This is a genomic window from Paenibacillus sp. SJS-P3 (genome assembly GCF_056711585.1).
Genome location: NZ_CM160043.1, coordinates 3,620,628 through 3,633,962, shown reverse-complemented (window position 1 = coordinate 3,633,962; position 13,335 = coordinate 3,620,628). Strand labels below are relative to the sequence as shown.

The 13,335-nt window shown below is 59.0% G+C and carries 13 protein-coding genes and 1 pseudogene; 10 read left to right on the top strand and 4 right to left on the bottom strand.

The genetic code is table 11. From position 1 onward, the window contains the following. Positions 1 to 174 precede the first annotated feature (174 nt). From AC06G8_RS16790 to sufB, 6 genes are all read left to right on the top strand, one after another. On the top strand, positions 175 to 780 hold the full coding sequence (locus AC06G8_RS16790) for a DUF1802 family protein (protein WP_447663767.1): 606 nt from the start codon (positions 175 to 177) through the stop codon (positions 778 to 780). A 164-nt stretch (positions 781 to 944) separates the two neighbouring features. Beyond that, complete coding sequence (gene sufC, locus AC06G8_RS16785) at positions 945 to 1,724, top strand: Fe-S cluster assembly ATPase SufC (RefSeq protein ID WP_048749392.1); 780 nt, start codon at positions 945 to 947, stop codon at positions 1,722 to 1,724. A gap of 16 nt (positions 1,725 to 1,740) precedes the next feature. Continuing rightward, positions 1,741 to 3,039 carry a Fe-S cluster assembly protein SufD gene (sufD, locus tag AC06G8_RS16780; RefSeq protein ID WP_447663765.1) on the top strand — a complete coding sequence of 433 codons (1,299 nt, stop codon included), beginning with the start codon at positions 1,741 to 1,743 and terminating at the stop codon, positions 3,037 to 3,039. After that, the gene (locus AC06G8_RS16775) at positions 3,039 to 4,265 is read left to right on the top strand and encodes a cysteine desulfurase (protein WP_447663764.1); all 1,227 of its coding nucleotides are present in this window, start codon (positions 3,039 to 3,041) and stop codon (positions 4,263 to 4,265) included. The genes sufD and AC06G8_RS16775 overlap by 1 nt, the downstream gene beginning before the upstream one ends. Further along, positions 4,252 to 4,677, top strand: a complete 426-nt coding sequence (gene sufU / locus AC06G8_RS16770; RefSeq protein WP_447663763.1) for a Fe-S cluster assembly sulfur transfer protein SufU — start codon at positions 4,252 to 4,254, stop codon at positions 4,675 to 4,677. Before AC06G8_RS16775 ends, sufU begins: the two co-directional genes overlap by 14 nt. A 239-nt stretch (positions 4,678 to 4,916) precedes the next feature. Continuing rightward, positions 4,917 to 6,314 carry a Fe-S cluster assembly protein SufB gene (gene sufB, locus AC06G8_RS16765; RefSeq protein WP_447663761.1) on the top strand — a complete coding sequence of 466 codons (1,398 nt, stop codon included), beginning with the start codon at positions 4,917 to 4,919 and terminating at the stop codon, positions 6,312 to 6,314. A 97-nt stretch (positions 6,315 to 6,411) separates the two neighbouring features. On the opposite strand, the pseudogene AC06G8_RS16760 reads toward sufB, so the two are convergent. After that, a pseudogene (locus AC06G8_RS16760) lies at positions 6,412 to 6,619 on the bottom strand (tyrosine-type recombinase/integrase); the annotation flags it as partial. Positions 6,620 to 6,860: 241 nt separating this feature from the next. On the opposite strand from AC06G8_RS16760, the gene AC06G8_RS16755 reads away from it, so the two are divergent. Together AC06G8_RS16755 and AC06G8_RS16750 are read left to right on the top strand one after the other, a co-directional pair. Then, on the top strand, positions 6,861 to 7,097 hold the full coding sequence (locus tag AC06G8_RS16755) for a DUF3977 family protein (RefSeq protein ID WP_447663760.1): 237 nt from the start codon (positions 6,861 to 6,863) through the stop codon (positions 7,095 to 7,097). A 26-nt stretch (positions 7,098 to 7,123) separates the two neighbouring features. Beyond that, positions 7,124 to 7,603, top strand: coding sequence for a GNAT family N-acetyltransferase (locus AC06G8_RS16750; RefSeq protein WP_480283345.1), 480 nt, complete (start codon positions 7,124 to 7,126; stop codon positions 7,601 to 7,603). 86 nt (positions 7,604 to 7,689) lie between these two features. Here AC06G8_RS16750 and AC06G8_RS16745 read toward each other — a convergent pair whose 3' ends face one another. The 3 genes from AC06G8_RS16745 to AC06G8_RS16735 form a co-directional block, all read right to left on the bottom strand. Further along, positions 7,690 to 8,754 carry an HD-GYP domain-containing protein gene (locus AC06G8_RS16745; protein ID WP_447663758.1) on the bottom strand — a complete coding sequence of 355 codons (1,065 nt, stop codon included), beginning with the start codon at positions 8,752 to 8,754 and terminating at the stop codon, positions 7,690 to 7,692. A gap of 85 nt (positions 8,755 to 8,839) precedes the next feature. Then, positions 8,840 to 9,916, bottom strand: a complete 1,077-nt coding sequence (locus AC06G8_RS16740) for a ThiF family adenylyltransferase (RefSeq protein ID WP_447663757.1) — start codon at positions 9,914 to 9,916, stop codon at positions 8,840 to 8,842. A gap of 2 nt (positions 9,917 to 9,918) precedes the next feature. Further along, a complete protein-coding gene (locus AC06G8_RS16735) occupies positions 9,919 to 10,671 on the bottom strand; it encodes a molybdenum cofactor biosynthesis protein MoaE (RefSeq protein ID WP_447663756.1) in 753 nt (250 codons plus the stop codon). 102 nt (positions 10,672 to 10,773) lie between these two features. Here AC06G8_RS16735 and moaA point away from each other — a divergent pair, with 102 nt between their 5' ends. Continuing rightward, positions 10,774 to 11,769 (top strand): GTP 3',8-cyclase MoaA, encoded by a 996-nt coding sequence (gene moaA / locus AC06G8_RS16730; protein ID WP_447663754.1) that lies wholly within the window; start codon positions 10,774 to 10,776, stop codon positions 11,767 to 11,769. Between the two features lie 85 nt (positions 11,770 to 11,854). Beyond that, positions 11,855 to 13,303 (top strand): bifunctional metallophosphatase/5'-nucleotidase, encoded by a 1,449-nt coding sequence (locus AC06G8_RS16725; protein WP_447663752.1) that lies wholly within the window; start codon positions 11,855 to 11,857, stop codon positions 13,301 to 13,303. The last annotated feature ends 32 nt before the right edge of the window (positions 13,304 to 13,335 follow it).

The following is a 13,335-nucleotide window of genomic DNA, read 5'->3' as shown; positions in this document are numbered from 1 at the left end:
GGGTAGCATAATAAAAGAAGGAACAATTCATGAGATCGCTTGCGGCCGCGTGCGGACGCCAGGCTTTCGTTCTACATAAGCCCTAATTATAGCCCATCTTTTTTAGACTTGAAATAGGCTCGTTTGATATAATGGGGCGAATATGCTTGACGGGTGAAAGGATGTGTAGCCGAAGTGAACGTATCTGACGGAGCCGGCGCAGGAGCCGCAGCGCTGAAGGAATGGGCCGTCGCGGTCCGGGCGCTCGAGGAAGGGCGCCAGATCGTCGTCCTGCGCAAGGGCGGCATAGCCGAGGAGACCCGGCACTTCCGGCTGGAGCGGCCGGATTTCTATCTGCTCCCGGCTTATGAGCATCAGCGGCCGGAGCTTCTCAAGGAGGAAGCCCGTCCGCTTCTGGACGAAGTGCTCGGAGAATGGGCGGGCCCGGGTGCCGGCACGGTGTCGATATCGAGCTGGGCGCATGCGGTCGAGGACATTCCGGTCACGGATCCGGAGGTTCTGGAGCGGATCAGGGAGCGGCATATCTGGACGGATTCCTTTGCCGAGGAACGCTTGAGATGGAAGAAGCGGGATCCGCTGCATGTGCTGCTGCTTCGGGTGTACAAGCTGAGGCAGCCGCTGCGGCTGCCGATGGAGCCGGCTTTCACCGGCTGCAAGTCGTGGATTTCCTTGCCCGAGGGGCTGGACGGCGAACAATCGGAGCCTGTGCTTGGAGACGAGGAGTTCAACCGGATGAGAATGGAAATCCGAAGCTTGCTCGGCGCGGCCGCGATTGATTGATTTATAACGAGTTTTATACTAAAATTATTATTGAGAACGACTGAGAATGAACTTCGGGCGCAATTGTTCCCGGAAACTCGCAAAGCAGACAGCTTCCACGGCGGAATCCGCCCAGCGGGACACCGTCGCCGGAAGTACTCATATTTGAAGGGAGCATTTCAAAGATGGCAACGCAATTCGTCATTGACGGACTCAAGGCAACGATCGAAGGCAAGGAAATTCTCAAAGGCATCAACCTCAGCATGAAGGGTGGAGAAATCCACGCGATCATGGGACCGAACGGAACGGGCAAAAGTACGCTGGCTTCCGCACTCATGGGGCATCCTAAGTATGAAGTGACCGAAGGCACCGCGACGCTGAACGACGAAGACCTCATGGAGATGGCAGTGGACGAGCGCGCCCGCGCAGGCCTGTTCCTGGCGATGCAGTACCCGAGCGAGATTTCCGGCGTGACGAACTCCGACTTCCTGCGCAGCGCGATCAACGCCCGCCGCGAGGAAGGCAGCGAGATTTCCCTCATCAAGTTCATCCGCCAGATGGAAGGCAAGATGAAAGAGCTGGACATGAACCCCGAGTTCGCCCACCGTTACCTCAACGAAGGCTTCTCCGGCGGCGAGAAGAAGCGCAACGAGATTCTGCAGATGATGCTGCTGGATCCGAAGGTCGTCATCCTGGACGAAATCGACTCCGGCCTCGACATCGATGCCCTGAAGATCGTCGCGCAAGGCGTCAACGCGATGCGTTCCGAGGACCGCGCTTTCCTGGTCATCACTCACTACCAGCGCCTGCTGAACTATGTCAAGCCTGACTTCGTGCATGTCATGATGCAAGGCCGCATCGTCAAATCGGGCGGTCCTGAGCTGGCTGAGCGTCTCGAAGCGGAAGGTTATGACTGGGTTAAGGCTGAGCTTGGCATCGAAGACGAAACAGTCGGCCAAGCCTAAGACGGGAGGGAACCAGATGAGCACAGAAGTATCGAACCCCGTTGAACGGGCATATGCGGAAGAAGTATCCCGCGGCAAGGGCGAGCCGGCATGGCTGACTGCCCTGCGCGGCGAAGCGGCCGAGCTGTCGGCCAGCCTGGAATGGCCGAAGCCGGAGAAGATCCGCATCGACCGCTGGAATCTTGGCGCGCTTGGCCAGCATGGCCAAAACACGGCTCTTGCTTCCGAAAACGAGCTGCCTGAGCAAGCGGCATCGCTCGTAGCCGGCGCGCAAGCACTGCTGGTGCAGCGCGGATCGGGCAATGTCCTGCGCCGCCTGCCGGAGGAGCTGGCAGCCAAAGGTGTCATCTTCACAGATCTCGAGACGGCTGCTTCCGAGCATCCCGATCTCGTGCAAAAATACCTGTTCAAGGCCATCGCCAAGGACGAGAACAAGCTGACGGCGCTGCACGCTGCGCTGTGGAACGGCGGCGTATTCCTGTACGTGCCGAAGAATGTCGAGGTTGAAGTTCCGCTGCAAGCCCTCTTCTACAACGAGGATGCATCGGTATCGTTCGCTCCGCATATCGTCATCGTGGCCGAACGCCACAGCCGCGTAACTTACGTCGACAACGCTCTTACCGTTGGCGGAGGAGCCGACGCGGTCCACCATTCCATGGTGGAGATCTTCGTTGAAGCCGGCGCCCACGTCGACTTCGCTTCGATCCACCAACTGGGCTCCAACGTGATCGACATGTCCGTACGCCGTGCTGTGCTTGAGAACGACGCGCGCATCCAATGGGTGATCGGCGATCTCAACGACGGCAACGTCATGTCCGATACGCTGTCCGTCCTCAAGGGCAACGGATCCTCCTCGGATGCGGCCGTCGTCAGCATCGGCGCGGGCAAGCAGCGCATGAGCCTGACGACTCAGGCCAAGCACTTCGGCCTGAACTCCGACAGCAACATGGTCACCCGCGCCGTCATGAGAGACGAGGCGACGGCGATCATCAACGGCATCACCAAGATCGAGAAGGGCGCGACCAAAGCCAACGGCGTTCAGACGGAGAAAGTTCTCATGCTGAATCCGAAAGCCCGCGGAGACGCGAACCCGATCCTTCTCATCGACGAGGATGACGTAACGGCAGGCCATGCAGCCAGCGTAGGGCAAGTCAACCCCGAGCAAGTCTACTACTTGATGAGCCGGGGCATTTCCAAGCAGGATGCAGAACGGCTCATCATCTACGGATTCCTAGCGCCGGTTGTAACTGAAATTCCGATCGACGCGGTCCGCGAGCAGCTGCAGCAACTGCTCGAAAGGAAGCTGAACGCCTAATGAATATCGAGGAGATCAGGAAGCAGTTCCCGATTCTTCATCAAGAGGTTAACGGGCATCCGCTCGTTTACCTCGACAGCGCGGCGACTTCCCAGAAGCCGCGTTCCGTCATTGAGGCCGTCAAGCGTTATTACGAATATGACAACTCCAACGTGCATCGCGGCGTCCACACGCTGGGATCCCGGGCTACAGACGCCTACGAGGGCGCTCGGGCGCGCGTAGCGGAGTTCATCGGCTCTCCTTCGCCGGAGCAGATCATCTTCACGCGCGGCACGACTACGGCGCTGAATCTGGTCGCGTCGGGATATGCCCCGTCCGTATTGGAGGAAGGCGACGAGATCGTCATCACGCCGATGGAGCATCACAGCAATCTGATTCCCTGGCAGCAGGCAGCCAAGCGCTCCGGTGCGGTGCTGAAGTATATTCCGCTGCAGCCGGACGGAACGATCTCGCTCGAGGACGTGGAGAAGACCGTTACGGACCGCACAAAGATCGTATCCGTCATGTATGTCTCCAATGTGCTCGGCGTCATCAACCCGATCAAGGAAATCACCGAGATCGCTCACCGCAACGGTGCCGTGATGGTCGTAGACGGCGCGCAGAGCACGCCGCATATGAAGATCGACGTGCAGGCGCTCGACTGTGATTTCTATGCTCTTTCCGGTCACAAAATGTGCGGACCTACCGGCATCGGCGCGCTCTACGGGCGCAAGCCGCTGCTGGAGAACATGGAGCCGATCGAGTTCGGCGGCGAAATGATCGACTTGGTCGATCTGCAGGATTCCACCTGGAAGGACATTCCATGGCGCTTCGAAGCCGGCACCCCGATCATCGCAGGCGCGATCGGCCTTGCGGCAGCGATCGACTTCCTGGAGGAGATCGGCCTCGACAACATCGACCGTCACGAGAAGGAGCTTGCGGCCTACGCCTACGGCAAGCTGTCGGAAATCGACGGCATCACGATCTACGGACCGCGCGAGGGCCGCGTCGGCCTGATTACGTTCAATCTGGACGACGTGCATCCGCATGACGTGGCTACGGCTCTCGACTCCGAAGGCATCGCCGTGCGGGCCGGCCACCATTGCTGCCAGCCGCTGATGCGCTGGCTGGATGTGACGGCCACTGCGAGGGCAAGCTTCTATCTGTACAATACCGAGCAGGATGTCGACGCTCTGGCGGCTTCATTGCTGCGGACAAAGGAGTTCTTCGGACATGCAATTGGATGATTTGTACCGCCGGGTCATCATGGATCACTATAAAAACCCCCGCAACCGTGGTACGATGGACGAAGACGCAGTTACGATCAACCTCAACAATCCAACCTGCGGCGACCGCATCTCCCTCCAGCTCCAGCTGGAAGGAGACGTGGTCAAGCAAGCGAAGTTCACCGGAGAAGGCTGTTCCATCAGCATGAGTTCGGCTTCCATGATGACGGAGGCGGTCAAAGGCCGTACGCTTGAAGAAGCTTACGCCATGGCCGACAAGTTCTCCGCTCTCATGAAGGGCGAGCCGGTGGAATTCGAGGAGCTTGAAGATATAGAGTCCCTGTCGGGCGTGAACAAATTCCCGGCGCGCATCAAGTGCGCCACTCTGGCTTGGAACGCCCTCCGCAAGGGCGTCGAGGCTCAGGGCAAGTAGGCTTGATTGCAGTCCGTCGCTTTTGCGGCGGCTTTGGTTGGCGACTTTCCGTTAGGCAGGATAACGCAGAAAGCAATGAGTTCTGGAGAAGCGCAAGCGGTCGCCTTTGTCCCCGGATTCCACCTATTGAATATTGATGAAAGGAATCTGGGAGCAACAGCGATGTGAAGAATCATTGTTTTCGGAGTGAATACTGTGCAATAGAGAGTTCCAATCCCATAACAAGGAGCGTGAAAACCATGGCAAAATCGATGCCGGAAATGGAAGAATATAAATACGGATTCCGCGACGAGCACAAATCAATTTTCCAGTCGGGCAAAGGCCTGACCCCGGAAATCGTCCGTACGATCTCCGAAATGAAAGGCGAGCCGGAATGGATGCTGAAATTCCGCCTCAAATCCTTGGAGCAGTTCAACAAAATGCCGATGCCGACATGGGGCGGCAACATGGACGATCTTGATTTCAACGACATCCAGTACTACGTCAAGCCTTCCGAGAAGCAAGGCAAGACATGGGAAGAAGTGCCGCAGGAAATCAAGGAGACGTTCGACAAGCTGGGCATTCCGGAAGCCGAGCAGAAGTTCCTCGCCGGCGTATCCGCCCAGTACGAGTCCGAGGTCGTCTACCACAGCATGCAGGAAGACCTCGAGAAGCAAGGCGTTATCTTCATGGATACCGACTCGGCTATCCGCGAGCATCCCGAGATTTTCCGCGAGCACTTCGGCACGGTCATTCCTCCGACGGACAACAAGTTCGCGGCTCTGAACAGCGCGGTATGGTCCGGCGGCAGCTTCATCTATGTTCCTAAAGGCGTAAAATGCGAGGTGCCTCTGCAAGCTTACTTCCGCATCAACTCCGAGAACATGGGTCAGTTCGAGCGCACGCTCATCATCGCCGACGAAGACAGCTTCGTGCACTACGTCGAAGGCTGCACGGCTCCGGTCTACAGCACGAACTCGCTGCACAGCGCGGTCGTCGAGATCATCGTGAAGAAGAACGCACGCGTCCGCTACACGACGATCCAGAACTGGGCTCCGAACATCTACAACCTCGTCACCAAGCGCGCCGTTGCCGAAGAGAACGCCACGATGGAGTGGGTCGACGGCAACATCGGCTCCAAGCTGACGATGAAATACCCGGCTGTCGTCCTGAAGGGCCGCGGAGCGAAAGGCATGGTTCTGTCCATCGCCGTCGCAGGCAAAGGCCAGCATCAGGATGCCGGCGCGAAGATGATCCACCTTGCTCCCGACACGACTTCGACGATCGTCTCCAAGTCGATCTCCAAGCACGGCGGCAAAGTATCCTACCGCGGCTTGACCTCCTTCGGACGCAACGCCGAGGGCGCCAAAGCCAACATCAAATGCGATACGCTCATTCTCGACAACCAGTCCACGTCCGACACGATCCCGTACAACGAGATCATGAACGACAACGTGACGCTCGAGCATGAAGCCACCGTCTCCAAAGTATCCGAGGACCAGCTCTTCTACCTGATGAGCCGCGGCCTGACGGAAGCCGAGGCGACTCAGATGATCGTCATGGGCTTCATCGAGCCGTTCACCAAGGAGCTGCCGATGGAGTACGCCGTCGAGATGAACCGTCTCATCAAGTTCGAGATGGAAGGAAGCATTGGATAACGGTTATTCACCGAGCCTTTTCTGGTTCCAGGAACCCTGAATTTGCCAACAAACTAAGATACTTCGCGTAAAGATCAAGGGCATTGCCCTCGTTCTTTCACGTAACGTGCAGATACGTATCCGCAGTGACTTTCACGCTTGCGTGCCCAAGTCCCTCGGATACGTATTTTTATTTGCACGGGCTTCCAGCAGGTGCACGGCATGCGTATGCCTGAGGGTGTGTGGGGGGAGAATCGGTAACCTTCACGCTTGCATACGGTTTTGAAATAATCTCTTATGACATTGAATCGCAGCCATCGGACGTCTTGCAACTGAATTCACTTCAGTGTCGTGATGGCGACCTCGACAGTGAACCGAAAACGGGTAAAGCAAGTCTGCAGCAGTGTGCCGAGAGCGAGTACCTGATTAAAAGCCGTCAAGGAACGAACCGGCCCATTACGATGGCCTACAAGATCATGCAGGGGATCGCGACCGCCGTGATATTTACAACTATGCTGCCCCGCTTGCATAATGGTAGTGGACAAGTCTTCCGGGGGGCCTATATTCTTGAAATACATTGAATTCGGATTCGGGAACAGCTGGCTCCTCCGGACGGAGATCGAGCTTGCGGACGGTACGGAACACGAACAGAGGGGCATTCTCGGACCTCTGAAGCCGCGTTCCGCCTACATTCGCATATGGATCCGGAGGACGGTATTCATTCTGGATACCCGGGAAGGCTTCAAGCGCATCCGGAAAGGCAGAAATGCCTTCAAGATCATCGTCGGAATAAGCAGCTTATGAACAATGACATACGGAGGAATTGCGGCATGAATCAGTCCCAGCAGGTATCCTTGGACATGTACAAGCCCCATCATCTCGAAGGCTTGAGCCGGTTCAAGCTGCCGAAGGAGCAAGCTCAGTTCACGGCCATGCCGGCAGAAATGCTGGAGGAATCTCCGGGCAGATTCCCGGTCGTCATTCTGGCTGGCGGAGAGCCAGTCGGTTTTTTCGTCCTCCATGCGAGCGATCGGGTGAAGGATTACACGGACAATCGGAAAGCGCTGCTGCTCACAGCATTCTCCATCGGTCATTCCATGCAGGGCCGCGGCTGCGCCACCGCAGCTCTGGAGCTCCTGGCGGAGTTTGTCCATCGGGAGCTTCCCGGCCGCGACGAGGTCGTGCTGGCCGTGAACGGCAAGAACATAGCGGCCCAGCGGCTGTACGTCAAAACCGGCTTCAAGGATACCGGCCGCAGACGGACAGGGAATCTTGGGGAGCAATGGATCATGAGCCTGGCTCTGACGTGAAGATCGGAGGAATCCGATGTTTGACTCCTTGGGATTCGCACTAGCAGTAGAAGACCGCCACCGGCATATCCGGGGCGGTCTTTTTTTTACATATAAACCTGGGTAATTTCATACTCGCGTTCAATCGTCAGGTCGATGAACTCTTCCTCCATCTGAACGAGAGGGCGGAAAAACTCCGTTGGATGAGTCATGACGATGATGCCGGATTGCCCGGAGTCGAGGTCGACCCGCTTGCCGATGAAGTTGGGGATCATATGCCGGATGAAGGTGTGGGTCGTAATCGGGTCAAGCTCATGGAAGCTCATCCGGTACAGCTCCCGAAGCACATAGAGCAAGTCGCGCTTTTCCTGGTAGACGCGGGCTGAGATCATGGCGCTGTACACATCTGCGACGGCCACGATCTTGGCGATCGGGGAGATATCTTCGTTGCTGATCCCATGGGGATAGCCGCTCCCGTTCATGCGCTCGTGATGCTGCAGGGCAGCCGTGGAGAGATAGGGGTCTTCGTAGGAATTAAGGATGATTTCTTCTCCGTACAGGGTATGGCGCTTGATTTCCTTGTATTCTTCCGGGGTCAGCTTCCCGGGCTTGTTCAGGATGCTCTTGGGGATCCTGCATTTGCCGATGTCATGGAGAAAGCCGGCTTTGCCGATGCGCAGCGATTCCTGCTCTTCATGCCCCATCCATGAGGAGAGGTAATAGGACAGCATTCCGACCTGGACCGAGTGCTGGTACGTATAGTCATCGGTCGTATTCAGCAGGAGCAGCATGGAGACGACATCGCGTTCCATCTGGAACCTGGACATGAGCGGCTGGAAGGTGCGCTCGACGTCTTCTTCCGTTACTTTTCCTTCCCCTGCAGCCTGGCGGAACAAACCCTCGCATCCGGAAATAGCGCTCTCATAAAGCGGCTTCATGGCAGGCAGCCATTTGGGCGACAACCCGGACTCGATCGTCCTGTGTCCGAATTCAGCGATCTCTGCCGCCGGCAGCTCCTCCAAATCGACGTAATCGATTCCGTGCTGCAACAGCTTGCTGATTTCGTATGACCGCAGCATCGTGCCGCTGGACATGACGTTCAGCCCGAACTGGTTGAATGCGTCGCTGTTAAGCCGATCGCCTTCTTTGATTTCCGATACATGCACCCTCATGTTGCACCTCGACAGTGTTTATATTCTGCTGCCCACCCTTATCTAAATAATCCTAAATACAGGAAGCATAGGGTGAAAGTTGAACCTATTCACCTATTATATCGGTATAAAGGCCCTTTGCTTTAATAGGGTCATGAGTACCTTGGACTAGTGCCCTTCCATCTGGGAAAATTATGACCGTCAATCCGCTCTCGGATCGGTAGCGGAGACTATAGGGGCCCAGCTCCGCGCGGCCGCTGGATGCCAGCCGCGAAGCGAGCTGCTGGAGATCGAGCTCCAGAGTGCGCGAAGGCGTGACCTGCACGGAAGAGGCGCCGCACAGGACGGCAGAAGACTCCTGCTGCAGCTCTTCCAGGAAGTCGAACTCTCTTCTGGAGCAGCAGGGGCAATCGGCTTTCCTGGCATTGCCCGCCGATACCTGCATCCACGAGTTGCGCCATACATCCAGCTGCAGGAGCGATCCGCTCAGCGCTTCCCTGTTTCCCGTCAGCCATTTGATGGCTTCCATCGCCTGCAGGGAACCGATGATGTCGACAAGCGGGGAGAGCACTCCGGCCGTCTCGCAGGTGTCGGCAGTCCCGCCCGCCGGCGGAGAGGGGAACAGGCAGCGGTAACAAGGCGTCTCTCCAGGAATGACGGTCAGCGTCATTCCGCTTGCGGCGACGGCTCCGCCATACACCCACGGAATGCCGTGTTTGACGGCATAGTCGTTGATGAGATAGCGGGTCGAGAAATTATCGGTGCCGTCTACGATGATATCCGCTCCGGCCAGCAGGCTGGGCGCATTGGCTGAGGTCAGATCGGCGATTTCGGCAAAGACGCGGACCGAGCTGTTCGCTTCCCGCAGCCGCGCGGCCGCAGCCGCCGCCTTGGGCGTGCCGAGCGCCGCGTCCCGCTCGGAGTAGAGCATCTGCCGCTGAAGGTTGCTCCATTCCACGATATCCCGGTCGATCAGCACGACTTCCCCGACTCCACTGCGGACCAGATGGGAGGCGATGACGCAGCCGAGAGCGCCCATTCCCGCGACGGCTGCCCGCGAGGAGGCAAGGGAATGCTGGCCTGCCTCTCCGACAGGAGCAAAGCGGATCTGGCGCGCGTAGCGAGTGGAGGAAGGGGGGAGCTGTCCGGCGGCGATGACTCCGTCTGCCGCTGCTTCGTCCATGCTCATCCCTCCACGGGCGATGACGGAATGTCCGCGAGTGGATTCCAAGGCCCTTGCTGATGCCCCTTCCATTCGGATCCGTCTTCCCAAATCTCTTTTTTCCAGATCGGCACGACCTGCTTGAGCCGTTCGATCGCGTAGCGGCTCGCATCGTAGCCTCCGTCCCGATGCGGCGAGGAGACGGCGATGACGACGCTGGCCTCGCCGACGGCGACGGGGCCGATGCGATGGTGGATGGCGCTGATGGTGCCGGGCCATCGTTCGGCCAGCTCCGCTCCGATCTGTTCCAGCATCCGCAGCGCCATCGGCTCATAGGCTTCATATTCCAGCAGGACGGTCCGCTTGCCATGCGTCCACTCCCGCGTCGTGCCGATGAACACGAGGGCAGCTCCGTGATCGGGGTGAAGGACGAGGGAGGAGACCCGGCCTGCGTCGAGCGGCGCCGAGGTGATGACGTAGCGCTTAGCGCGGCTGTCGTCCTCCTTGCCGAAGGGCTTGTCTTCCCCGCCGGAGACGGGAGGAAGAAGGGCGAGCTTGTCGCCGCAGCCCACGATCTGCCCGTCTGCGGCGTAAGCCTCGTTGCAGGCGACAAAGCTGACATCGATAAGGCCCGCATGAGCCGGATAAGCGGCGGCGACGGCGGCTTTGAGGCTGCCAGCGGCCATGCTGTCCTCAGGCAGCTCCAGCGTGATTTCCGGCATGCCGATTCTCTCCGGCAGCCCGGCGAATAAAGCGATTTTCCATGCATATTTCATGGAGTTGATCTCACCTGTCTTTAGCGGCTAGTTTGCTTCCAGCATATCATATGTCCTGCAAAAATGTTAAACTGATAAAACAATCAGGAGGGGGAGAGCGAGATGCTGAGCGATCGATTCGGCCGGATCCACGACTATTTGCGCATATCGGTCACGGACCGCTGCAACCTGCGCTGCCTCTACTGCATGCCAGAAGAAGGCATGCAGTTCGCAGATTCCGACACGCTGCTGAGCTACGACCATATCGTCGAGGTCGTCCAGTCGGCGGCGGCCCTCGGCTTCCGCAAGCTGCGCATCACCGGAGGAGAGCCGCTCGTACGTCCGGGTCTGGACGGCCTCATCCGCAGTCTCAAGGCCGTCGAGGGCATCGAGGAGATTTCCATGACGACCAACGGGATGCTGCTCTCCAGACATGCGGAGGCGCTCCGCGATGCAGGCCTGGACCGCGTCAACATCAGCCTGGATACGCTGGATCCGGCGCGCTTCCGGTTCATCGCCAGGCGCGGCGGGCTGGAGCAGGTCATTGCGGGCATCGAGGCGGCCGCGCGGGCAGGACTGGGCCCGATCAAGCTCAACTGCGTCCTGCTCAAAGGAATCAACGAGGATGAGATCCGATCGTTCCTGCGGATGTCGATCGAGCATCCCCTGCATGTCCGTTTCATTGAATACATGCCGATCGGCCATGACGACGAGCAGTGGAGAAACGCTTATCTTCCTCTCGGCCGAGTCATGGAGGAAGCAGGCGGGCTCGGCATTCCCTATGCGCCGGTGTCGCGGCTTGCCGGCAACGGCCCTTCGGACAATTGGGCGTTCTCCGGAGCTTCCGGCTCGTTCGGGCTGATCCATCCCGTCAGCGACCGCTTCTGCGCCGCCTGCAACAGGCTCCGCTTGACCGCGGACGGAAGCCTGCAGCCTTGCCTGTACTGGGTGGATGAGCTGAACGTCAAGCAGGCGCTGGGGAATCCGGCTGCCATGCGCGAGCTGTTCTTCCGAGCGGCCAGGCTCAAGCCCGAGAACCACGAGATGGCGGCCAAGCTGCATGGAGAAATGCTGAGCCATACTCCTACTGCCCGGCGGATGTCCCAGATCGGCGGCTGAAGGGCTTCGGGCTTAACTGTACATCAGCGGCTGTTGGAAGACGCCATTCATAGATCATAACCTGGAGCCCAGCGGGAGGATGTCCATGGATGAGAGAATCATAGATCGGGAGCCGCTCGTCGTGCTGCTCCACAGCAACGATATCCACAGCCGTCTGGAAGAGGCGGCCCGAATATCGGATTATATCGCGGATACACGGCGGACTTGGGGAGCGGACCGGGTCATGGCCGTCGACATCGGCGACCATCTCGACCGGATGAGGCCGGAGACGGAAGGAAGCGGAGGCAGCGTCAATATCGAGCTCCTCAACGCCGCCGGATATGAAGCCGGCGTGCCGGGCAACAACGAAGGGCTGACATATACCAAGGAAGAGCTGGAGCGGCTGTACGGCTGCGAAGCGAGATTCCCGGTGCTCTGCTGCAATCTGGAGGATGCCGATGCCGGCGAGCTTCCGGAATGGCTGCTGCCCTCCCTGGTCATCCCTAAAAACGGTCTGGCCATCGGACTGATCGGAGCTACGGCGCCATATCCGAACTTCTACGGCCTGCTCGGATGGACGGTCAAGGATCCGGTCGAAGCGATCCGGGAGCAGGCGGAGCAGCTGCGTCCAACGGTCGATGTCCTGGTCGTCCTGTCCCATCTGGGACTTCCGGTAGACCGCAGGCTGGCTGAAGAAATCCCCGGCATCGACCTCATTCTCGGCGGCCACACGCATCATCAGCTGGACGAGCCGATCGCAGTCGGGACGACCTTGCTGTGCGGTACCGGAAAATTCGGCGAGCATGTGGGCAGGATCGAGATCGGAAGAGATGCCGAGAGCGGCCGGCTGACGTTTCAGGCCGGCCTCATCGCGACGGCTTCCATGAAAGAGGAGCCGCGGGCGGCCATGATTTTGGAGCGTTTCAAGGAATCAGCCCGGCTCAGCATGTCGCGAGCCTGCGCGGTGCTGGACCGGCCGCTCCCTCTCGATACGGACCGCGAATCTCCGCTCGCCAACCTGCTGGCGGCCGGAGTGCGCCGCTGGACGGGAGCCGATATCGGCCTCGTCAATTCCGGGCAACTGCTCGGCGGCCTGGCGGCGGGCGAGATCAGCGACGGACTGCTGCACTCGCTGTGCCCCTCTCCGGTCAACCCTTGCCGCATTCTGCTCAAGGGCAGCCAGATCCGCCTGGCGCTGGAGCAGTCTTTGCTGGAGGAGTACACCCGCATGGAGATTCGCGGCTTCGGCTTCCGCGGCAGGGTGCTCGGATGCCTGGCCATGGATGGACTCGAGCTGGAGTGGGATGAGCGCCGCCCTGCCGGCAGCCGCATCACGATGCTGAAGGCAGGCGGGAGCGATCTGGACGACGACAGGGAATATCCGGTCGGAACGCTGGACATGTTCACGTTCGGCGTCGGCTATCTGTCCCTGAAAGAAGGCCGGGACATCAAGTATTTCCTGCCCGAATTCCTTCGCCATGTCCTGGCCGGAGAGCTGCGGAGCCCTGCCGGCCTGGACGGCTGCTTCCTCCGGCGCACCCGGCTGCGTCCTTGATGCGCGCGGCCGGAGAAGCATAACATTCCGGT